The sequence below is a fragment of the Pantoea sp. BAV 3049 genome (genome assembly GCF_009765445.1).
GTDB lineage: Bacteria > Pseudomonadota > Gammaproteobacteria > Enterobacterales > Enterobacteriaceae > Erwinia.
The window spans coordinates 1,016,074-1,037,395 of sequence record NZ_WHOY01000031.1 but is presented as its reverse complement, the minus strand read 5'-3'; the positions used below and the strand labels follow the sequence as shown (position 1 = coordinate 1,037,395).

17 protein-coding genes are annotated in these 21,322 nt (G+C 53.6%); 7 read left to right on the top strand and 10 right to left on the bottom strand.

The genetic code is table 11. The annotated features are described in order from the left end of the window. Positions 1-17: 17 nt before the first annotated feature. Genes thiC through thiH form a run of 6 tightly spaced genes read left to right on the top strand, consistent with a single transcriptional unit; the run spans position 18 to position 5,436 of the window. Complete coding sequence (thiC, locus tag GSQ70_RS05660; RefSeq protein ID WP_158781645.1) at positions 18-1,952, top strand: phosphomethylpyrimidine synthase ThiC; 1,935 nt, start codon at positions 18-20, stop codon at positions 1,950-1,952. Next, positions 1,949-2,596: a thiamine phosphate synthase gene (gene thiE, locus GSQ70_RS05655; protein ID WP_158781644.1), complete on the top strand. Its 648-nt coding sequence runs from the start codon at positions 1,949-1,951 to the stop codon at positions 2,594-2,596. Before thiC ends, thiE begins: the two co-directional genes overlap by 4 nt. Next, positions 2,586-3,347 carry a HesA/MoeB/ThiF family protein gene (locus GSQ70_RS05650; RefSeq protein WP_158781643.1) on the top strand — a complete coding sequence of 254 codons (762 nt, stop codon included), beginning with the start codon at positions 2,586-2,588 and terminating at the stop codon, positions 3,345-3,347. Before thiE ends, GSQ70_RS05650 begins: the two co-directional genes overlap by 11 nt. Next, positions 3,331-3,531, top strand: coding sequence for a sulfur carrier protein ThiS (gene thiS, locus GSQ70_RS05645; RefSeq protein WP_158781642.1), 201 nt, complete (start codon positions 3,331-3,333; stop codon positions 3,529-3,531). The genes GSQ70_RS05650 and thiS overlap by 17 nt, the downstream gene beginning before the upstream one ends. A 1-nt stretch (position 3,532) precedes the next feature. Further along, positions 3,533-4,309 carry a thiazole synthase gene (locus GSQ70_RS05640; protein WP_158781641.1) on the top strand — a complete coding sequence of 259 codons (777 nt, stop codon included), beginning with the start codon at positions 3,533-3,535 and terminating at the stop codon, positions 4,307-4,309. Then, positions 4,306-5,436 (top strand): 2-iminoacetate synthase ThiH, encoded by a 1,131-nt coding sequence (thiH, locus tag GSQ70_RS05635; protein ID WP_158781640.1) that lies wholly within the window; start codon positions 4,306-4,308, stop codon positions 5,434-5,436. The genes GSQ70_RS05640 and thiH overlap by 4 nt, the downstream gene beginning before the upstream one ends. Here thiH and GSQ70_RS05630 read toward each other — a convergent pair. Together GSQ70_RS05630 and GSQ70_RS05625 are read right to left on the bottom strand one after the other, a co-directional pair. Then, positions 5,433-6,461 (bottom strand): glycosyltransferase family 32 protein, encoded by a 1,029-nt coding sequence (locus tag GSQ70_RS05630; RefSeq protein WP_158781639.1) that lies wholly within the window; start codon positions 6,459-6,461, stop codon positions 5,433-5,435. The genes thiH and GSQ70_RS05630 overlap by 4 nt on opposite strands. Positions 6,462-6,912: 451 nt before the next feature. Further along, positions 6,913-8,355: a PLP-dependent aminotransferase family protein gene (locus GSQ70_RS05625; RefSeq protein WP_158781638.1), complete on the bottom strand. Its 1,443-nt coding sequence runs from the start codon at positions 8,353-8,355 to the stop codon at positions 6,913-6,915. A 171-nt stretch (positions 8,356-8,526) separates the two neighbouring features. Between GSQ70_RS05625 and GSQ70_RS05620 the strand changes: the two genes are divergently transcribed. Continuing rightward, positions 8,527-8,718, top strand: a complete 192-nt coding sequence (locus tag GSQ70_RS05620) for a DUF1127 domain-containing protein (protein WP_158781637.1) — start codon at positions 8,527-8,529, stop codon at positions 8,716-8,718. Between the two features lie 136 nt (positions 8,719-8,854). On the opposite strand, the gene rpoC is transcribed toward GSQ70_RS05620, so the two are convergent. From rpoC to secE, 8 genes are all read right to left on the bottom strand, one after another. Next, positions 8,855-13,075 carry a DNA-directed RNA polymerase subunit beta' gene (gene rpoC, locus GSQ70_RS05615; protein WP_158781636.1) on the bottom strand — a complete coding sequence of 1,407 codons (4,221 nt, stop codon included), beginning with the start codon at positions 13,073-13,075 and terminating at the stop codon, positions 8,855-8,857. 75 nt (positions 13,076-13,150) lie between these two features. Further along, a complete protein-coding gene (gene rpoB, locus GSQ70_RS05610; RefSeq protein ID WP_158781635.1) occupies positions 13,151-17,179 on the bottom strand; it encodes a DNA-directed RNA polymerase subunit beta in 4,029 nt (1,342 codons plus the stop codon). A gap of 338 nt (positions 17,180-17,517) precedes the next feature. Then, positions 17,518-17,889 carry a 50S ribosomal protein L7/L12 gene (rplL, locus tag GSQ70_RS05605; RefSeq protein ID WP_158781634.1) on the bottom strand — a complete coding sequence of 124 codons (372 nt, stop codon included), beginning with the start codon at positions 17,887-17,889 and terminating at the stop codon, positions 17,518-17,520. A 63-nt stretch (positions 17,890-17,952) separates the two neighbouring features. Further along, positions 17,953-18,450 (bottom strand): 50S ribosomal protein L10, encoded by a 498-nt coding sequence (rplJ, locus tag GSQ70_RS05600; protein ID WP_158781633.1) that lies wholly within the window; start codon positions 18,448-18,450, stop codon positions 17,953-17,955. A gap of 341 nt (positions 18,451-18,791) precedes the next feature. Next, a complete protein-coding gene (gene rplA, locus GSQ70_RS05595) occupies positions 18,792-19,496 on the bottom strand; it encodes a 50S ribosomal protein L1 (protein ID WP_158781632.1) in 705 nt (234 codons plus the stop codon). 3 nt (positions 19,497-19,499) lie between these two features. Then, the gene (rplK, locus tag GSQ70_RS05590) at positions 19,500-19,928 is read right to left on the bottom strand and encodes a 50S ribosomal protein L11 (protein ID WP_007886298.1); all 429 of its coding nucleotides are present in this window, start codon (positions 19,926-19,928) and stop codon (positions 19,500-19,502) included. A gap of 188 nt (positions 19,929-20,116) precedes the next feature. Then, positions 20,117-20,662: a transcription termination/antitermination protein NusG gene (gene nusG / locus GSQ70_RS05585; protein ID WP_158781631.1), complete on the bottom strand. Its 546-nt coding sequence runs from the start codon at positions 20,660-20,662 to the stop codon at positions 20,117-20,119. Position 20,663: 1 nt separating this feature from the next. After that, positions 20,664-21,047 (bottom strand): preprotein translocase subunit SecE, encoded by a 384-nt coding sequence (gene secE / locus GSQ70_RS05580; protein ID WP_158781630.1) that lies wholly within the window; start codon positions 21,045-21,047, stop codon positions 20,664-20,666. Positions 21,048-21,322: the final 275 nt, after the last annotated feature.

The window sequence follows — 21,322 nt, the reverse complement described above, 5'->3', positions numbered from 1 at the left end:
TTATTCAGGAACGTGCTATGTCTACCGTTGATAAAAAACCCACCCGCCGTGAGCAGCGTGCTGAAGCACAACAGTTTATCGATTCCCTGCAGGGCACCGCTTTTCCCAACTCTAAACGTATCTGGCTGACGGGCTCCCGTGACGATATTCGCGTGCCAATGCGCGAAATCCAGCTAAGCCCGACAATGACTGGCGGCAGCAAAGATAACCCGCAGTTTGAGGATAACGAGCCAGTGCCGGTCTACGACACTGCCGGACCTTACGGCGATCCTGAAGCGAAAATCGATGTGCATGCCGGTCTGGCACGGCTGCGTAATGAGTGGATCATCGGGCGTGGCGATACTCAACCCATTGAGCAACTCAGCTCGGTTTATACTCAGCAACGGCTGGCCGATGAAGGGCTGGATCACCTGCGCTTTGATAATCTTCCGCATCCACGCCGGGCGCTGGCTGGCCGCTGTGTTACCCAGATGCATTATGCACGCCTGGGAGTGATCACCCCTGAGATGGAATTTATCGCGCTGCGGGAAAATATGGGACGCGAGCGTATTCGTGGGGAAACCCTGCTGCAGCAGCATCCGGGCAACAGTTTTGGCGCTCATCTGCCGGAAAACATCACGGCCGAATTCGTCCGCCAGGAAGTTGCTGCTGGCCGTGCGATCATTCCGGCCAATATCAACCACCCGGAATCGGAGCCGATGATCATCGGTCGCAATTTTCTGGTGAAAATCAATGCCAACATCGGCAACTCGGCGGTCAGCTCCTCGATCGAAGAAGAAGTGGAGAAGCTGGTGTGGTCAGCCCGCTGGGGTGCCGATACCGTTATGGATCTCTCCACCGGTAGAAATATCCACGAAACCCGCGAGTGGATCCTGCGTAACAGTCCGGTACCCATCGGCACGGTGCCGATCTATCAGGCGCTGGAAAAGGTGAACGGCATTGCCGAGAACCTTAACTGGGAGATCTTCCGCGACACCCTGCTTGAGCAGGCCGAACAGGGCGTGGATTACTTCACCATCCATGCAGGCGTGTTGCTGCGCTACGTGCCGATGACCGCCAGGCGCCTGACCGGCATCGTTTCCCGCGGCGGCTCAATCATGGCGAAATGGTGCCTGTCGCATCATAAAGAGAGTTTCCTCTACCAGCACTTCCGCGAAATTTGTGAAATCTGTGCGGCTTACGACGTCTCCCTGTCGCTGGGCGATGGCCTGCGTCCGGGTTCCATTCAGGATGCCAACGACGAGGCTCAGTTTGCCGAGCTTCACACGCTGGGCGAGCTGACCAAAATCGCCTGGGAATATGATGTGCAGGTGATGATCGAAGGCCCCGGCCACGTGCCGATGCAGATGATCCGCCGCAATATGACCGAGCAACTCGAGCATTGCCACGAAGCCCCGTTTTATACCCTTGGCCCGCTGACCACCGATATCGCGCCGGGTTATGACCACTTCACCTCCGGTATTGGTGCAGCAATGATCGGCTGGTTCGGCTGCGCCATGCTGTGCTACGTGACGCCGAAAGAGCACCTTGGCCTGCCGAACAAAGAGGATGTGAAGCAGGGACTGATCACCTATAAGATCGCTGCCCACGCGGCAGATCTGGCAAAAGGCCATCCTGGCGCGCAGATCCGCGATAACGCCATGTCTAAGGCGCGTTTCGAATTCCGCTGGGAAGACCAGTTCAACCTGGCTCTCGATCCGCACACAGCCCGCGCCTACCACGACGAAACGCTGCCGCAAGAATCCGGCAAGGTCGCACACTTCTGCTCCATGTGTGGCCCGAAATTCTGCTCGATGAAGATCACCCAGGAAGTGCGCGAATACGCGGCGAAGCAGGAAGCGGAAGCCAGACCGATTGAGATTGGCATGGCCGAAATGTCAGAAGCCTTCCGCCAGCGCGGCAGCGAGCTGTATCACCCTGCTGATGCCCTCTCGCCGGAGGAAAAAGTATGAGCCGTGGCCCTTTTCCCGTCACGGAAGAGCGACTTGGCCTCTATCCGGTAGTTGAAACGGTGGAGTGGATCGAGCGCCTGCTGGCGGCTGGCATACGCACTCTGCAACTGCGCATTAAAGACCAGACGGAAGCCGCGGTCGAACAGGATGTGGCTGCCGCAATCGCACTGGGCCGACGCTACCGGGCGCGGCTGTTTATCAATGACTACTGGCGGCTGGCGATCAAATATCAGGCTTACGGTGTTCATCTGGGTCAGGAAGACCTGGACACCGCCGATCTGGATGCGATCCACCGCGCCGGTCTTCGTCTGGGTCTGTCCACCCACGATGATGCCGAGTTGGATCGCGCCCTGGCCGAGCAGCCTTCCTATATCGCGCTGGGCCATGTATTCCCGACGCAAACCAAAGAAATGCCCTCTTCCCCTCAGGGACTGGAAGAGCTGAAGCGCCATGTTTCGCGATTAAAAGGAGTCTCAACAGTAGCGATTGGCGGTATCACTCTGCAACGCGCTTCTTCTGTGCTGGCAACCGGCGTGGGCAGCATTGCTGTGGTCAGTGCTATTACCCAAGCTGCGGACTGGAAATCTGCCACGGAACAGCTGCTGGCGCTGGCCGGAACAGGAGGTGCCGCCCATGTTCAGTGACAACGATTTTATGCGCTACAGCCGCCAGCTGCTGCTGGAAGAGTTTGGTCTGGGTGCCCAACAGAAGCTGCTGGCGGCCAGCGTACTGATTGTAGGGCTTGGCGGGCTTGGCTCTCCTGCCGCGCTGTACCTCGCTGCGGCTGGCGTCGGTAAGCTACTGCTGGCCGACGACGATAAGGTGCATATCAGCAACCTTCAGCGGCAAATTCTGTTTCGCAGCAATGAAACTGGCGAGCCCAAAGCAGCCGCAGCGAAAAGGCATCTGCAATCACTGAACCCACAGGTGGAGTTTATCGCCGTGGAGCATCGTATGGACGCGAAAACACTGAAAGAAGCGATGCAGTGGGTCGATCTGGTGCTGGACTGCAGCGACAACATGCAAACCCGCCAGGCGGTGAATGAAGCCTGTTTACAAAGCGCCACGCCGCTGATCAGCGCCAGCGCGGTTGGCCTCAGCGGCCAGCTACTGGTGCTGACTCCGCCCTTCACGCACGGCTGCTACCGCTGCCTGTGGCCGGATGATGCCGAACCGCAACGCAACTGTCGGACGGCGGGCGTGCTGGGGCCGGTGGTCGGCGTGATGGGAACGCTGCAGGCACTGGAAGCCCTGAAAATGCTGTCAGGCCACGCTTCATCGCTGGACGGTAAGCTGAGGCTTTTCGACGGCCGCCAGCAAACCTGGCGCACGCTGAACCTTGAGCGCAGCGCCCACTGCCCGGTATGCGGAGGCGGCTATGAACATTGTGGTTAACGATGAGCCGATGGCTCTGAATGACCCGTTGACGCTGAAGGCGCTGCTTGAGCAGCTTTGCCGCCAGCAACCGGGAACTGCGCTGGCAGTCAATCAGCACATTGTGCCCCGCGATCGCTGGGCTGACTGGCTCTTGCAGGAAGGCGATGAGCTGGTGATTTTTCAGGCCATCGCCGGAGGTTGATATGTTACAGATAGCCGATAAAACCTTTTCTTCCCGTTTGTTCACCGGCACCGGCAAATTTTCCAGCCCCCCCATGATGCTGGAAGCATTAAAAGAATCCGGCACACAGCTGGTGACAATGGCAATGAAACGGGTCGATTTGCGCGGTGGTGATGATGGCATTCTGCGCCCACTGCAGCAACTGGGCGTGCAGTTGCTGCCCAATACCTCCGGTGCCAAAACGGCGGAAGAAGCTATCTTCGCCGCCAGGCTGGCCCGTGAAGCGCTGGGCACCCACTGGCTGAAGCTGGAGATCCATCCTGATGTGCGCTATCTGCTGCCCGATGCGGTTGAAACGCTAAAAGCGGCCGAAGCATTAGTGAAAGAGGGATTCACAGTGCTCCCTTACTGCCACGCCGATCCGGTGCTGTGCAAAAGGCTGGAAGAAGCAGGCTGTGCGGCAGTGATGCCGCTGGGAGCACCCATTGGCAGCAATCAGGGGCTCAAAACCCGCGATCTGCTGGCGATAATCATAGCGCAATCCTCGGTGCCGGTAGTAATCGATGCAGGAATTGGCGCCCCCAGTCACGCCAGCGAGGCACTGGAGCTGGGCGCAGATGCAGTGCTGGTTAACACCGCCATAGCTTCAGCGATTCATCCGGTACAGATGGCGCGTGCTTTCCGGCTGGCGGTTGAGGCTGGAGCACTCGCTTATCGTAGCGGTCTGGGCAGCCGCCATCAGCAGGCAATTGCCACCAGTCCGCTGACCAGTTTTCTGCAAAACGGGGGGATGGAATGAGGAGCTTTGTCTCTGAGTGGGAAAAGCTGGAGTGGGACGATATCCGGCTGCGCATCAACAGCAAAACGGCAGCCGACGTTGAGCAGGCGCTGAATGCCCATAAAGTGGGCCGCGAGGAGCTGATGGCGCTCCTCTCGCCTGCCGCTCAGGCTTATCTTGAGCCACTGGCGAGAAAGGCGCAGCTCCTCACCCGCCAGCGCTTTGGTCATGCGGTGAATCTGTTTGTACCCCTGTATCTCTCAAATCTCTGCGCAAACGATTGTACATACTGCGGCTTCTCCATGAGCAACCGTATCAAACGCAAAACACTGGATGCGGATGAGATCGAGCGTGAATGCCAGGCAATCCGCGCTATGGGGTTCGATCAGCTGTTGCTGGTCACGGGCGAGCACCAGACAAAGGTGGGTATGGACTATTTCCGTCAGCACCTGCCAGCCATCAGGTCACATTTCAGTTCGCTGATGATGGAAGTGCAGCCGATGAGCGAGCCGGAGTATGCCGAGCTGAAAGCGCTGGGGCTGGATGGCGTACTGGTGTATCAGGAAACTTATCATCCGGCGGTGTACAGCCAGCATCACCTGAAAGGGAATAAACAGGACTTCTTTTTCCGGCTGGAGACCCCTGACCGGCTGGGCCGCGCGGGCGTGGATAAAATCGGGTTGGGGGCACTGATTGGGTTGTCAGACAGCTGGCGTACGGACTGCTACATGATGGCGGAGCATTTGCTGTGGCTGCAGAAAACATACTGGCAAAGCCGTTATTCTGTCGCCTTCCCCCGCCTGAGGCCCTGCGCTGGCGGGATCCAACCGGCTTCGCTGATGGATGAGGCTCAGCTGGTACAGGTGATCTGCGCCTTCCGTCTGTTTGCGCCGGAAGTTGAACAATCCCTTTCAACCCGTGAATCACCGCAGTTTCGCGATAGGGTCGTGCCACTGGCTATTAACACCGTCAGCGCCTTTTCGAAGACCCAGCCAGGCGGCTATGCGGATGGCAAAATCGAGCTGGAGCAGTTTGCTCCGCATGATAACCGCCATCCGCAGCAGGTGGTCAGAGCGCTGGTACAAAGAGGACTGCAACCCGTCTGGAAAGACTGGGACAGCTATCTGGGACGGAAGCCAGCGATTTAGAACGAACCCGCAGCGTTGTCAGGCATGCCACCAGAGATCGGCAAGTTTGGCAACGTCTGCTTCTGGTCGGCAAAAATGACCCCGCCAATCAGGCTGTCTTTATTCACCACGCCATATTTCAGGTTCGTTGCCAGGAACTTACGTTCCAGCCCGGTCAGTTTAATCAACGGAGGCAACGTTTCCGGCACGCTGTCCACCATCATCATTCGGCTGAGCTGTATGGCATTCCAGCTGACCAGGCGTTGATAATAGAAAGCATTGGCTTCGCATTTTCTCAAATAAAAGTTGTACTGATTGTACTCGCGAAGCGCCAGCTGTTGAGCAATATTCAGTATAAGATAGCCTGGATCGGTAATGCGCTGTACAACCTGTTCATAATCCGGTCTGCTTTTCAACTGGCGGAAATACTCCACCGCACCAAGTTCCATAATCGGACTGAAATAATGCAGCCAGCGTTTAATAAAATCATTACCCGGTGGCGCAGCCATAAACCAGGTTTCAATAATGGGATAATTTTTGTCTACCGTTGAAACATCACGATAAAAAGCGACCATGTCGTAGCGACTGTTCAGATTTACCGACAGGAAGTTGTCGAGAGAACAATTAAGAATGGTCGTGGCATCCATCCATATCCCGCCGTATCTGTATAGCAATTCCAGGCGGATATAATCGCTTTTATGGGCCACCAGCATATCAGAACGGGTGAACTGTAACCCAGGCAGAAACTGCTGCAGGTTAACACTGTTGACTACGGTCAGCTTATATTCCGGGTTTTCACGGGCTATTTTTTTCACAAATGCCTGTATTTCTGATGGCAGTGTGGAACCTGCCCAGAACATCCAGATTTGTTTAGGAATGGCAGGCAAAGCCGCAGGGTGAACCACAATATCCAGGTCTTTCTCAAGAGAAGGATCGTAATCGGCTAATCTCTTGCGCTTACCTATTTTTTTTTCTGCCAGCAGCCGTAATGAGACCACATTTTTCAATAGCGGACGCACCAGTGCCTTGAGTGAATTCTTATTCATAACCTCTCCTGCGCCAGGCCATGAGAAAGACCCAGATAATATAGATATAGAAGATCCACGCCCATGAAATGGACGCAAAGAGGGACAGCAGATTTATTTTAATCAAGCTAACAAAGAAAATTCACATCAACAATGGAAAGTCGTATAAAGCGGGAATTTAAGAAAAACCTCAGCGCCAGTTTATTCATTAATTTCACAAACATGTCGCAAATTCAGACGAGAAATTAATAAATATATTTAAGTTAAGCAATACTGAAGAAACAATCGCTTAATGGAATACATTTCGCAGTTTTGTTTATAAACATGTAACGATCTTAATTAATGCTGAAGCGTCATCGCAAAACTAATTTATGGTACTGGTGGCATTTTCTTAGCAGCGTAAGGTAAGCGCGGTCGATGCCATGACGGCACCGACCAGGCCCGGTGACACTCCTCCCCTGTCGGGCCTGCCTCACTTCATCACTGCCGAAGAGGGGAGGCATTTCTCCATGGCCAGCTCAACAGCGGCACCAAGGATCGCCAGCGCCTTATCAGTTCGCTCGGTAAAGGGCTGGGCATAGTTAAGGCGTAAACAATTACGGTACTTACCGGAAGCGGAAAACAGTGAACCGACGGCAATTTGTATGCGACTTTCACGCAATTCCCTGTTGAGACGCACGGTATCCAGTGTTTCAGGTAATTCAATCCAGATTAAAAAGCCGCCCTGCGGCCGGGTGACGCAGATTCCACAGGGGAAGTGCTTGCGAACCGAAAGGGTAAATATCTCAAGGTTACGCTGGTACATCTGCCGCATACGCCGCAGGTGCGCAGGGTAATATCCCTGGCGGATAAACTCGGCCACGGCCATCTGTGGCTGCTTTGCCGTGGAGCCGGTGACGATATATTTCATGTGCAGCACACGGTCTAGATAGCGCCCCGGAGCCACCCAGCCGACCCGCAAACCGGGTGCCAGCGTCTTGGAAAATGAGCTGCAAAGCAGAACCCGGCCGTCTTCATCCAGTGATTTCAGGGTGATGGGACGGGGATAGTCATAACTCAGCTCGCCGTAAACATCATCTTCAATAATCGCCACGTCAAAACGCTGGGCCAGTGCCAGCAATGCGCGCTTTCGCGGTTCCGGCATGATAAAACCCAGCGGGTTATTACAGTTGGGTACCACGATAACCGCTTTTACCGGCCACTGCTCCAGGGCCAGCTCCAGAGCTTCAAGGCTGATGCCGGTGCCGGAGTCAGTGGGGATCTCAATGGCTTTAATGCCAAAGCCCCGCAGCGTCTGCATGGTGCCGTGAAACGTCGGTGATTCAACGGCAACAATATCTCCCGGCTGGCAAACGGCCCGGATCGAAACAGAGAGTGCTTCGTGGCAGCCCGTGGTGATCACAATATCCTGTGGCGTCAGGCGGCAGCCGCTGTCGATGGTCAGACGCGCAATCTGTTCACGCAGTTCCGGGACACCATAAAGATTGTCGTAATCCAGCATCCCTGGATCCTGCTGATGCCCGATGCGGCTGAAAATCTTCCACAACGGCTTAAGCGTGGGTTGATCAAGATCCGGCATCCCGCTGCCCAACTTAACGATATCCTTTTCTTCCCGTACGCTGAGCAGTTCGAGCACTGATTCCCACTGGGTAATTTCAACGGGTCGTTGTACCGGACGGGTTAATGCCGGGACGGGAGGAACCGCTTTGCGGGGCGTCACAAAGTATCCAGAGCGTGGCTGTGGAGTAATCATCTGCTTCTCTTCCAGCAGATGGTAAGCCTGCTGAACTGTACTGATACTGACGCCATGTTCAGTACTCAGCGTTCTCACCGACGGCAGGCGCTCTCCAGCCTGATAAAACCCCTGCTCAATCCGCTTCGACAGCAGATCGGCCAGATGCTTGTATCTTGTCATTGTATGCTCCATTCAGTCAGTCACCCGGTAAAACCAGTACAGATTGATTCGTAAATAACCATTCAGCGCCACTATTACGCAATCTGTATGTTAAATAAAGGTGATTTTTGCATCTGTATCGCCTGACACGTTCACTGCAGAATAGAGCCATTTCAACGTGAGGAGGACAAGATGGAATTTCATGAAAACCGGGGGGGTCGCCCCTTTAAAGACTCACCGTTTCGCCTGATGTACCTGCTACCTTACCGACTGTGGAGAGCCTGGCGGCTGAGAGCACACACCCGTAAGATTCTCTCCAACCTGAGTGACCTGCAGCTGAAAGATATCGGTTTAACCTGCGAAGATGTGAAGCGTTATAAATAATGTGGTGTTGGGCGCAGGGATTACTGCACCCTTTTTTGGGGCGGCTGAATTCGTTTAGCTGCCCATTTTTCGCTGGGATTTCAGGCATAAAAAAACCCCACCGAAGTGGGGTTTTTAAGCTGAGTATTAGCGACGATTAATCGTCGTTGCCACCCAGGCCAGCGTTCAGCAGCTCTGCCAGGCTGGCAGACGCTTCGTCTGCGGTCACCTGAGGCACCACTGGTGCTTCGCCAGCAGCCTTGCGGCGCATACGATCCTGGTGATAAGCGTAACCTGTACCGGCTGGGATCAGACGGCCCACGATAACGTTCTCTTTCAGTCCGCGCAGTTCGTCGCGTTTACCCGCAACGGCTGCTTCGGTCAGTACGCGCGTTGTTTCCTGGAACGAGGCCGCAGAGATGAAGGACTCGGTCGCCAGTGACGCTTTGGTGATACCCAGCAGATCGCGCACGTATGTGGCCGCGATTTTGCCGTTGGCTTCCAGGTCTCGGTTGGAGATCTTAACCCGTGACACTTCAACCTGCTCGCCATCCAGGAAGTCGGAACTGCCTGCACTTTCGATGGTAGCTTTACGCAGCATCTGCCGAACGATGACTTCGATGTGCTTATCGTTAATCTTAACGCCCTGCAGGCGGTAAACTTCCTGCACTTCGTTAGTGATGTAACGGGTCACAGCATGCACGCCACGCAGACGCAGGATGTCATGTGGTGATTCTGGTCCATCGGAAACCACGTCACCACGCTCCACACGCTCACCTTCGAACACGTTCAGCTGACGCCATTTCGGAATCATCTCTTCGTACGGATCGCTACCGTCTACCGGGGTGATAACCAGACGACGTTTCCCTTTGGTCTCTTTACCGAAGGAGATGATGCCGCTGATTTCAGCCAGGATTGCCGGCTCTTTCGGACGACGGGCTTCGAACAGGTCAGCAACACGTGGCAGACCACCGGTGATGTCCTTGGTACCGCCAGATTCCTGCGGCACACGAGCCAGGGTATCACCAGAGCTGATCTTGATACCATCTTCCAGCTGCACAATCGCTTTGCCCGGCAGGAAGTACTGAGCAGGCATATCGGTACCTGGGATCAGCACATCGTCACCGTTACCATCAACGATTTTCAGCGCAGGACGCAGATCTTTACCACCGGCAGTACGTTCAGCACTGTCCAGGATCACCAGAGAAGAGAGACCGGTCAGGTCATCCGTCTGGCGGGTAATGGTCTGGCCGTCGATCATATCGGTGAAGCGAACGAAACCGCTCACTTCGGTGATGACCGGCATGGTATGTGGATCCCAGTTTGCTACGGTCTCGCCCGCTGCAACCTGCTCGCCGTCACCTTTCGCCATGGCTGCACCGTAAGGAACTTTATAGCTCTCTTTGGTACGGCCAAATTCGTCGATCATTTTCAGTTCAACGTTACGTGAAGTGATGATCAGTTTGCCCGCGGAGTTGGTTACCGACTTGGCGTTGATCAGCTTCAGCGTACCCTTGTTCTTGACCTGAATGCTGGATTCAGCAGCCGCACGAGATGCCGCACCACCGATGTGGAACGTACGCATCGTCAGCTGTGTACCCGGCTCACCGATGGACTGTGCAGCGATAACGCCGATGGCCTCACCTTTGTTGATGATGTGGCCACGTGCCAAATCGCGTCCATAACAGTGGGCGCACACGCCGAAGTCAGTTTCGCAACTTACAACGGAGCGGACTTTCAGGCTGTCGACTGAATGCTCTTCCAACAGGTCACACTGGTGTTCGTGCAGCAGCGTGTTACGCGGCAGCAGAATGTCAGCAGTACCTGGCTTCAGCACATCTTCCGCGGTCACACGACCCAGAACACGTTCGCGCAGTGGTTCTTTAACGTCACCACCCTCGATAACCGGCGTCATCATGATACCTTCATGGGTACCACAATCGTCTTCGGTCACCACCAGATCCTGTGCCACGTCAACCAGACGACGGGTCAGATAACCGGAGTTCGCGGTTTTCAGTGCGGTATCCGCCAGACCTTTACGGGCACCGTGCGTGGAGATGAAGTACTGGAGTACGTTCAGACCTTCACGGAAGTTCGCGGTGATCGGCGTTTCGATGATGGAGCCATCTGGCTTAGCCATCAGACCACGCATACCGGCCAGCTGACGAATCTGTGCAGCAGAACCACGAGCACCGGAGTCGGCCATCATGAAGATGCTGTTGAAGGAGACCTGACGCTCTTCCTCACCGTCACGGTTAATGACGACTTCGGTAGACAGGTTTTCCATCATTGCTTTCGCAACACGTTCGTTAGCGGCAGCCCAGATATCGATCACTTTGTTATAGCGTTCGCCGGCGGTGACCAGACCAGACTGGAACTGCTCCTGGATCTCAGCCACTTCAGCTTCCGCTTCGGTGATGATTTCCACTTTCTTCTCCGGGATAACCATGTCGTCGATACCAACAGACGCACCAGAGCGAGCCGCATAGGCAAAGCCGGTGTACATGGTCTGGTCAGCAAAGATAACCGTTGGTTTCAGTCCCAGGATGCGGTAACAGGTGTTCAGCATCCTGGAGATCGCTTTCTTGCCCAGCGCCTGGTTGACGATGGAGAAAGGCAGACCTTTTGGCACGATCATCCACAGGATGGCACGACCAATGGTCGTATCGATCAGGCTGGTTTTAGCAACCCACTCGCCCTGCTCATTTTTCTCGTGCTCAGTGATACGCACCTTAACGCGGGCGTGCAGAGAGGCCAGGCCAGCGCGGTAAATACGCTCAGCTTCTTTCGGGCCTGTCAGCACCATGCCTTCGCCTTTGGCGTTAACACAGTCGCGGGTCATGTAGTACAGACCCAGTACAACGTCCTGAGAAGGAACAATGATTGGTTCACCGTTCGCAGGAGACAGGATGTTGTTGGTAGACATCATCAGCGCACGCGCTTCCAGCTGGGCTTCCAGCGTCAGCGGTACGTGAACAGCCATCTGGTCACCATCGAAGTCGGCGTTATAAGCCGCACAAACCAGCGGGTGCAGCTGAATGGCTTTACCTTCGATCAGCACTGGCTCAAAGGCCTGGATACCCAGACGGTGCAGCGTTGGTGCACGGTTCAGCAGGACCGGGTGTTCGCGGATCACTTCATCCAGGATATCCCAGACAACAGCTTCTTCACGCTCAACCATTTTCTTGGCGGCTTTAATGGTGGTAGCAAGACCACGCAGTTCCAGCTTGCCGTAGATGAACGGTTTGAACAGCTCCAGTGCCATTTTCTTCGGCAGACCACACTGGTGCAGACGCAGGTATGGACCTACGGTGATAACGGAACGACCAGAGTAGTCGACACGTTTACCCAGCAGGTTCTGACGGAAACGACCCTGTTTACCTTTGATCATATCGGCCAAAGATTTCAGAGGACGTTTGTTAGAACCGGTGATCGCACGACCGCGACGGCCGTTATCCAGCAGCGCATCGACCGCTTCCTGCAGCATACGTTTTTCGTTACGTACGATGATATCTGGCGCAGCCAGATCCAGCAGGCGTTTCAGACGGTTGTTACGGTTGATCACGCGACGGTACAGATCGTTCAGATCCGACGTAGCGAAACGACCGCCGTCAAGCGGAACCAACGGACGCAGGTCCGGCGGCAGCACAGGCAGCACGGTCAGGATCATCCACTCTGGCTTGTTGCCAGACTGCACGAACGCTTCCAGCAGCTTGATACGCTTGGTCAGTTTTTTACGTTTGGTTTCGGAGTTGGTTTCGTTCAGCTCTTCACGCAGCTGCTCGCATTCCTGCTCCAGATCCATGTTTTTCAACAGGGCCTGGATCGCTTCCGCACCCATTTTCGCGTCGAATTCGTCACCAAACTCTTCCAGCGCATCCAGATACTGCTCTTCAGTCAGGATCTGACGACGCTCAAGGTTAGTCATGCCGCCTTCAACAACCACATAAGATTCGAAGTACAGCACGCGCTCGATATCACGCAGTGGCATGTCCAGCAGTAAACCGATGCGGGATGGCAGCGATTTCAGGAACCAGATGTGCGCAGTTGGAGAAGCCAGCTCAATGTGGCCCATGCGCTCACGGCGAACTTTGGTCTGTGTAACTTCAACGCCACACTTCTCACAGATTACACCGCGATGTTTCAGGCGCTTGTACTTACCGCACAGGCACTCGTAGTCTTTTACCGGCCCGAAAATACGCGCACAGAAAAGCCCGTCACGTTCTGGTTTGAACGTACGGTAGTTAATGGTTTCTGGCTTTTTAACTTCACCAAAAGACCAGGAACGGATCATGTCTGGCGAGGCCAGAGCAATTTTGATCGCATCAAACTCTTCGGTCTTAGTTTGCGCTTTCAGAAACTTAAGTAAGTCTTTCACGGATTAGCTCCCGTCGGAGTGAGACTTCTCAGCACGCCCGGCAGGGCGTGCTGTAACCAGTACAAATTCGAGTGCTTACTCGTCTTCCAGCTCGATGTTAATACCCAGCGAGCGGATCTCTTTCAACAGTACGTTGAAGGATTCCGGCATGCCCGGTTCCATCTGATGGTTGCCGTCAACGATGTTTTTATACATCTTGGTACGGCCGTTCACGTCATCAGACTTCACGGTCAGCATTTCCTGCAGGGTATAAGCGGCACCGTATGCTTCCAGTGCCCACACTTCCATCTCACCGAAGCGCTGTCCACCGAACTGCGCCTTACCACCCAGCGGCTGCTGAGTAACCAGGCTGTAAGAGCCGGTAGAACGTGCATGCATTTTGTCATCCACTAAGTGGTTGAGTTTCAGCATGTACATGTAGCCAACGGTAACCTGACGTTCGAACTGTTCGCCGGTACGACCATCGAACAGGGTGATCTGACCGGAAGAAGGCAGGCCGCCGAGCTGCAGCAGCTCTTTGATCTCGCTCTCTTTCGCGCCATCGAACACCGGAGTCGCGATTGGCATCCCTTTCTTCAGGTTTTCCGCCAGACGCAGCACTTCATCGTCAGTGAACGTATTCAGGTCAACTTTCTGACGCACATCGGTGCCCAGATCGTACGCGCGCTGAATGAACTCACGCAGTTTGGACACTTCTTCCTGCTTCTTAAGCATAGCGTTAATTTTCTCGCCGATGCCCTTCGCAGCCATACCCAGGTGGGTTTCAAGAATCTGACCAATGTTCATACGTGATGGTACGCCCAGCGGGTTCAGTACGATATCGACCGGCGTACCGTTCTCATCGTATGGCATATCTTCGATCGGGTTGATCTTGGAGATAACACCTTTGTTCCCGTGACGACCTGCCATTTTGTCACCAGGCTGGATCTGACGTTTAACGGCCAGATACACTTTAACGATTTTCAGCACGCCAGGTGCCAGGTCATCGCCCTGAGTGATTTTGCGGCGTTTCGCTTCGAGTTTTTTCTCAAACTCGTGCTTCAGCTCGTCGTACTGCTCTGCCAGCTGTTCCAGCTGGTTTTGCTTGTCTTCGTCGGTCAGACCGAGTTCCAACCAGCGCTCGCGAGGCAGCTTGTCCAGTTTTTCCGCTTCAACGCCGCCGGAAACCAGCAGGTAGTTGATACGGCTGAACAGGCCGGCTTCGAGGATCTGCAATTCTTCAGACAGGTCTTTCTTCGCCTGCTTCAGCTGCATCTCTTCGATTTCCAGCGCGCGCTTGTCTTTTTCCACGCCATCGCGGGTGAAGACCTGCACGTCAATAACGGTACCAGACACGCCGTTCGGTACGCGCAGAGAAGAGTCTTTAACGTCAGACGCTTTCTCACCGAAGATCGCACGCAGCAGCTTCTCTTCTGGCGTCAGCTGGGTTTCACCTTTCGGCGTAACCTTACCTACCAGAATGTCGCCACCGGTCACTTCAGCACCGATATATACGATACCGGATTCATCCAGTTTGGAGAGCGCAGCTTCACCCACGTTAGGGATGTCAGCGGTGATCTCTTCCGGCCCAAGCTTGGTGTCACGGGACACACATGCCAGTTCCTGAATGTGGATGGTGGTGAAGCGATCTTCCTGTACCACGCGCTCGGAGACCAGGATGGAGTCTTCGAAGTTGTAGCCGTTCCACGGCATGAACGCGACGCGCATGTTCTGACCCAGTGCCAGTTCGCCCAGATCCGTTGAAGGACCGTCAGCCAGCACGTCACCACGTTCAATTGGTTCGCCCAGGTTGACACACGGCATCTGGTTGATACAGGTATTCTGGTTAGAACGGGTGTATTTGGTCAGGTTGTAAATGTCGATACCGGCTTCGCCCGGATACATCTCGTCTTCGTTAACTTTAATAACGATACGGGAAGCATCCACGTACTGAACGGTACCACCACGTTTCGCTACGGCTGTTACACCGGAGTCAACCGCTACCGCGCGTTCCATACCGGTACCTACCAGCGGCTTATCAGCACGCAGAGTAGGAACCGCCTGACGTTGCATGTTTGCACCCATCAATGCGCGGTTGGCGTCATCGTGTTCCAGGAACGGGATCAGGGAAGCACCGACTGAAACCACCTGCTGGGTGGAAACGTCCATGTAGTCAACCTGATCGCGGCTGAACAGACTTGATTCGCCTTTGCTACGGCAGGTCACCAGGTCGTCCACGAAGTGACCTTCGTCGTCGAGGTTGGTGTTCGCCTGAGCGATAACGTAGTTACCCTCTTCAATTGCAGAGAGGTAATGAATTTCGTCGGTCACCACGCCTTCGCGAACGCGACGGTATGGGGTTTCCAGGAAACCGTACTCGTTAGTCTGTGCGTACACGGACAGGGAGTTGATCAGACCGATGTTTGGACCTTCAGGCGTTTCGATTGGGCACACGCGACCGTAGTGAGTCGGGTGAACGTCTCGAACTTCAAAGCCTGCACGCTCACGTGTCAGACCGCCCGGGCCAAGTGCAGAGATACGACGCTTGTGCGTAATCTCAGACAGCGGGTTGTTCTGGTCCATAAACTGTGACAGCTGGCTGGAACCAAAGAACTCTTTCACTGCGGCAGAGATTGGCTTGGCGTTGATCATGTCCTGAGGCATCAGAGTGTCCAGGTCGCCCAGGGACAGACGCTCTTTCACCGCACGCTCAACACGAACCAGGCCTACACGGAACTGGTTTTCAGCCATTTCGCCAACGGAACGGATACGACGGTTGCCGAGGTGATCGATATCATCCACTTCGCCAATACCGTTACGGATACCGATGAGCTTCTTCATCACTTCAATGATGTCGTCTTTGCTCAGGATACCTGAACCTTCGATCTCGTCACGCAGCAGAGAACGGTTGAACTTCATACGGCCAACCGCAGACAGATCGTAGCGGTCTTCAGAGAAGAACAAGTTCTCGAACAGGTTTTCAGCCGCTTCACGTGTTGGTGGCTCACCAGGACGCATCATGCGGTAGATCTCAACCAGCGCACTCAGGCGGTCGTTGGTTGGGTCGACACGTACGGTTTCGGACATGTACGAGCCGTGATCCAGATCGTTAGTGAACAGCGTTTCAATACGCTTGTGGCCGGACTGGCTCAGTTTAGCCAGCAGATCCAGCGACAGCTCCATGTTGGCTGCAACGATCAGTTCGCCGGTGTTTTCGTCGATATAATCTTTAGCGACGACTTTACCCGCGATGTATTCAACCGGAACTTCGATGTGTGCAACAGCATCTTTTTCCAGCTGACGAATATGACGTGCAGTAATGCGACGGCCTTTCTCTACGTATACCGTTCCGTTGGATTCGATATCGAAAGAGGCTGTCTCACCGCGCAGGCGCTCAGGAACCAGTTCCATCTGCAGCTTGTTGTCGCGGATTTCATACACGATTTTTTCAAAGAACAGGTCAAGGATCTGCTCAGTGGTGTAGTTCAGCGCACGCAGAATGATGGTCGCAGGCAGTTTACGCCGACGGTCAATACGGACGAACAGGTTGTCTTTCGGGTCGAACTCAAAGTCCAGCCAGGAACCACGGTAAGGGATGATACGTGCGTTATACAGCACTTTACCCGAAGAGTGGGTTTTACCCTTATCGCTGTCAAAGAAGACGCCAGGACTACGATGCAGCTGAGAAACGATAACGCGCTCTGTACCGTTGATAACAAAGGTACCGTTATCGGTCATGAGTGGAATTTCACCCATGTAAACTTCTTGTTCTTTGATGTCCTTAACGGTGCCTTCTGGCGCTTCGCGCTCGTAGATCACCAGGCGCAGTTTAACGCGCAGAGGAGCAGAATACGTGACACCACGAATCTGACACTCTTTCACATCAAATACAGGTTCGCCTAAACGGTAGCTGACGTATTGCAGCTCGGAGTTACCGCTGTAGCTTTGGATCGGGAACACGGAGCGGAAAGCAGCTTCCAGACCGTATTGACCTTCAGGATCTTGCTCGATGAACTTCTGGAACGAGTCAAGCTGGATAGAAAGGAGATATGGAATATCCAGAACTTGTGGACGTTTTCCAAAATCCTTACGAATGCGTTTTTTCTCGGTATAGGAGTAAACCATAGGGTTCCTCAGCTCGCTGAAAAGTAGAACCTCTCTGTCCGTCCAGGGGGGACAGTTCATGCAACGCTGTTTTGTCTGTTCGAAAAGCAGAAAGCTTTTCGTAATACCTCTTTCTATCACGCTTAAATCATTTCATTGCCGTTGTCAGGGCGGGGAGCCCGTTCAGGAAGGCAGTATATTAAGTCGTCGATAGAGAAAGATATTAAGCAAATCAATGACTAAACAGTGTGAAACGTCATTGACGCTTAGAGCGCAAAAAGGCTGGTGACCGAAAAGTCACCAGCCATCAGCCTGAGTCACCCTTGCGGATTAATCAAGCTGCAACCTGAAAGGTTGGCTTACTTAACTTCAACTTCTGCGCCAGCTTCTTCCAGTGCTTTCTTCAGAGCTTCTGCGTCGTCTTTGCTAATGCCTTCTTTCAGGGCAGCAGGTGCAGACTCAACCAGGTCTTTGGCTTCTTTCAGGCCCAGACCAGTTGCGCCACGTACTGCTTTGATCACGGCAACTTTGTTAGCGCCGATAGCTTTCAGTACAACGTCGAACTCAGTTTTTTCTTCAGCAGCTTCAGCAGGACCGCCAGCAGCAACAGCTACAGCAGCAGCAGCAGCAGAAACACCGAATTTTTCTTCCATAGCGGAAACCAGCTCAACAACGTCCATTACAGACATAGCCGCTACGGCTTCCAGAATTTGATCTTTAGTGATAGACATGACAATTGTTCCTGTGAATCAGAAATAGTTTATACGTTAAAGTGCAACAGGCAAAAAGTGCGATTAAGCAGCTTCTTTGGCGTCGCGAACGGCTGCCAGAGTGCGGACCAGTTTGCCTGCAGCGGCTTCTTTCATGGTCGACATCAGACGTGCCAGCGCTTCTTCGTAAGTTGGCAGAGTTGCCAGACGGTCAATATTGGCCGCACTGATCAGCTCACCTTCAAAGGCCGCAGCTTTGACCTCAAATTTTGCATTCGCTTTCGCGAACTCTTTGAACAGACGAGCAGCAGCGCCCGGGTGTTCCATAGAGTATGCAATCAGGGTCGGACCGACGAACGTGTCTTTCAGGCACTCGAATGGAGTCCCTTCAACGACGCGGCGCAGCAGGGTGTTACGAACAACACGCATGTATACGCCAGCTTCACGACCTGCTTTACGCAGTTCAGTCATTTTGTCTACGGTCACGCCGCGAGAATCCGCAACAACCGCAGACAGCGCGCCTTTGGCTACTTCGCTGACTTCAGCAACAATCGCTTGTTTGTCTTGAAGATTTATTGCCATTAGCTTTTGCTCCTGGATTTTGGCCGGAGATGAATTTCTCCGGAACTCACTTCACCTGACCCCGGTTGCCCGGCGCAGGCGCTAAACACGGTGAGCAGAATCCAGCAAAGACTATAAAAATATTCTTCAGGTTCTGTCACCGTCTACGCAGGAAATTAAGTGTTACCTTGCGGTCGCACACCTGCGGTCTTGGACGGAGGCCTGGATAAGGCCAGGCTCCAACCGAAAATTCTGTCTATTCGGCGTCATTCAAACTGCGAGTGACTGGAATAGGGGTTCTGTATCATTACAGAACAACGGGCGTAAGATTCTAGTAGAAACTTTCACCCGCGTAAAGCAGATTAGTTAGCAGCAGCGTTCAGGCCAGCCTGATCAACTGCAACACCTGCACCCATAGTGGTGGAGATGCTAACTTTCTTGATGAAAACACCTTTAGCCTGAGAAGGTTTAGCTTTTTTCAGCGCAACCAACAGGGATTCCAGGTTTTCTTTCAGTTTATCTGCGTCGAAATCAACTTTACCGATAGTGGTATGGATGATCCCGTTTTTGTCGTTACGGTAACGAACCTGACCTGCTTTAGCGTTCTTAACAGCTTCAGCAACGTTAGGAGTTACAGTACCGACTTTCGGGTTTGGCATCAGACCACGTGGGCCCAGAACCTGACCCAGCTGGCCAACAACGCGCATTGCATCAGGAGATGCGATAACCACGTCGAAGTTCATTTCGCCTTTTTTGATCTGGTCAGCCAGATCTTCCATACCTACCAGCTCAGCGCCGGCTGCTTTAGCAGCTTCAGCGTTTGCGCCCTGGGTAAATACGGCAACGCGAACGGAACGGCCAGTACCGTGTGGCAGTACAGTTGCACCGCGCACGTTCTGGTCAGATTTACGAGCATCAATGCCCAGGTTTACCGCTACGTCAACGCTTTCTACGAACTTGGCAGTAGCCAGTTCTTTCAGCAGAGCAACAGCTTCGTTGATGTCATACTGTTTAGTTGCATCAACTTTGTCACGGATCACGCGCATGCGCTTGGTCAGCTTAGCCATTTCTTAGTCCTCTACTACCAGGCCCATGGAACGAGCAGTACCTTCGATGGAGCGAGTCATCGCTTCAACGTCAGAACCAGTCATGTCCGCAGCTTTGGTTTCTGCGATTTCACGTACCTGAGCACGAGATACTTTACCTACTTTGTCTTTGTTCGGCTTGCCGGAACCAGACTTGATACCAGCCGCTTTCTTCAGCAGTACTGCTGCAGGAGGGGTTTTGGTAACGAAGGTGAAAGAACGGTCAGAATAAACGGTAATAACAACCGGAGTTGGCAGACCTTTCTCAAGGGATTCTGTTTTGGCGTTGAACGCTTTACAGAATTCCATGATGTTAACGCCCTGCTGACCCAGTGCCGGACCAACCGGTGGACTTGGGTTTGCCATACCGGCTGCAACCTGCAGCTTGACGTAGGCTTGTACTTTCTTAGCCATGATAATTCCTCTATTGGGTGCAAACGCTCGGTAAGGAGCTCCCCGTGATTAATATTCACACGCTGAATACAGCGCATAAAAACAAAAGGCGCGAAATTGTATTGCAATTTCGCGCCTCTCGCAACCGATTTTCACCTGCCGGGCTTACTTATTGATCACACTACCGCAAACCGGGCTGGGGCTGAATATCAGCCTTTATCAACCTGTCCAAAGTCCAGCTCAACCGGTGTTGCACGGCCGAAGATGGAAACGGAAACTTTCAGGCGGCTTTTCTCATAATCCACTTCTTCCACCACACCGTTGAAGTCGGCAAATGGACCATCGCTGACGCGGACCAGTTCACCCGGTTCAAACAGGGTTTTCGGACGTGGCTTATCACCCGCTGACTGCAGGCGGTTCATGATCGCGTCGACTTCTTTATCGCTGATAGGTGCCGGACGATCGGAGGTTCCGCCGATGAAGCCCATGACGCGCGGCACGCTTCGCACTAAGTGCCAGCTTGCATCGTTCATGACCATCTGGACCAGAACATAGCCTGGGAAGAACTTGCGCTCGCTTTTACGACGCTGTCCGCCACGGATCTCAACCACTTCTTCGGTTGGAACCATAACTTCGCCAAAAAGTTCTTCCATGTTATGTAACTTGATATGCTCGCGCAGCGACTGGGCTACACGGCCTTCAAAACCGGAAAACGCCTGAACGACGTACCAGCGCTTTTTAGGAGCTTCAGACATCTCAGAACCTCAGGCCAGTGATAAACGATACCAGACGGACCAGAATACCATCCAGTCCCCACAAAATCAGTGACATCACGGCAGTTACCGCGGCAACGATTAACGTGGTGTGCAACGTTTCCTGACGAGTCGGCCAGATGACCTTGCGAACTTCAGTGCGCGCTTCACGGGCAAAAGCCAGCGTTGACTTGCCTTTTGCCGTCAGCAGCGCGATGCCACCTGCTGCTGCGATCAGGATTACAACGGCCAGCGCACGCAGCGGGAGGGTAATTTCACGGTAATAGTAGTTGCCTACGATAGCTGCAATCAGCAACACCGCCACAACCAGCCATTTTACCGCTTCCAGGCCGCGCCCGCTCCCTTGAGCTTCGGTATTAGCACTCATAAACCAACCTGCCACAATAAATCAGAAACTATTTTGCCCCGTAAAACGAGGCAACCGAACCGAATGATGCTGTCAGGCGAAACTCGGCATATAACGCCGTGCAACAGAGCCTGCCTCAGCAATGATTATGGTTGAAAATCACTGATGAGCCAGGTTCTATGTTACAGCGTGCAAAAAGGGCATCAAATGATGCCCTCTTCATGTGCGTTGCGTCAAATATTATCAGCGATTATGCGATAACTTTAGCAACAACACCCGCACCAACAGTACGACCA

Coding starts and splice junctions, on each gene's coding strand:
- thiC (WP_158781645.1), top strand. CDS start 18: ATGTCTACCGTTGATAAAAAACCCACCCGCCGTGAGCAGCGTGCTGAA.
- thiE (WP_158781644.1), top strand. CDS start 1,949: ATGAGCCGTGGCCCTTTTCCCGTCACGGAAGAGCGACTTGGCCTCTAT.
- GSQ70_RS05650 (WP_158781643.1), top strand. CDS start 2,586: ATGTTCAGTGACAACGATTTTATGCGCTACAGCCGCCAGCTGCTGCTG.
- thiS (WP_158781642.1), top strand. CDS start 3,331: ATGAACATTGTGGTTAACGATGAGCCGATGGCTCTGAATGACCCGTTG.
- GSQ70_RS05640 (WP_158781641.1), top strand. CDS start 3,533: ATGTTACAGATAGCCGATAAAACCTTTTCTTCCCGTTTGTTCACCGGC.
- thiH (WP_158781640.1), top strand. CDS start 4,306: ATGAGGAGCTTTGTCTCTGAGTGGGAAAAGCTGGAGTGGGACGATATC.
- GSQ70_RS05630 (WP_158781639.1), bottom strand. CDS start 6,461: ATGAATAAGAATTCACTCAAGGCACTGGTGCGTCCGCTATTGAAAAAT.
- GSQ70_RS05625 (WP_158781638.1), bottom strand. CDS start 8,355: ATGACAAGATACAAGCATCTGGCCGATCTGCTGTCGAAGCGGATTGAG.
- GSQ70_RS05620 (WP_158781637.1), top strand. CDS start 8,527: ATGGAATTTCATGAAAACCGGGGGGGTCGCCCCTTTAAAGACTCACCG.
- rpoB (WP_158781635.1), bottom strand. CDS start 17,179: ATGGTTTACTCCTATACCGAGAAAAAACGCATTCGTAAGGATTTTGGA.
- rplL (WP_158781634.1), bottom strand. CDS start 17,889: ATGTCTATCACTAAAGATCAAATTCTGGAAGCCGTAGCGGCTATGTCT.
- rplJ (WP_158781633.1), bottom strand. CDS start 18,450: ATGGCAATAAATCTTCAAGACAAACAAGCGATTGTTGCTGAAGTCAGC.
- rplA (WP_158781632.1), bottom strand. CDS start 19,496: ATGGCTAAGCTGACCAAGCGCATGCGCGTGATCCGTGACAAAGTTGAT.
- rplK (WP_007886298.1), bottom strand. CDS start 19,928: ATGGCTAAGAAAGTACAAGCCTACGTCAAGCTGCAGGTTGCAGCCGGT.
- nusG (WP_158781631.1), bottom strand. CDS start 20,662: ATGTCTGAAGCTCCTAAAAAGCGCTGGTACGTCGTTCAGGCGTTTTCC.
- secE (WP_158781630.1), bottom strand. CDS start 21,047: ATGAGTGCTAATACCGAAGCTCAAGGGAGCGGGCGCGGCCTGGAAGCG.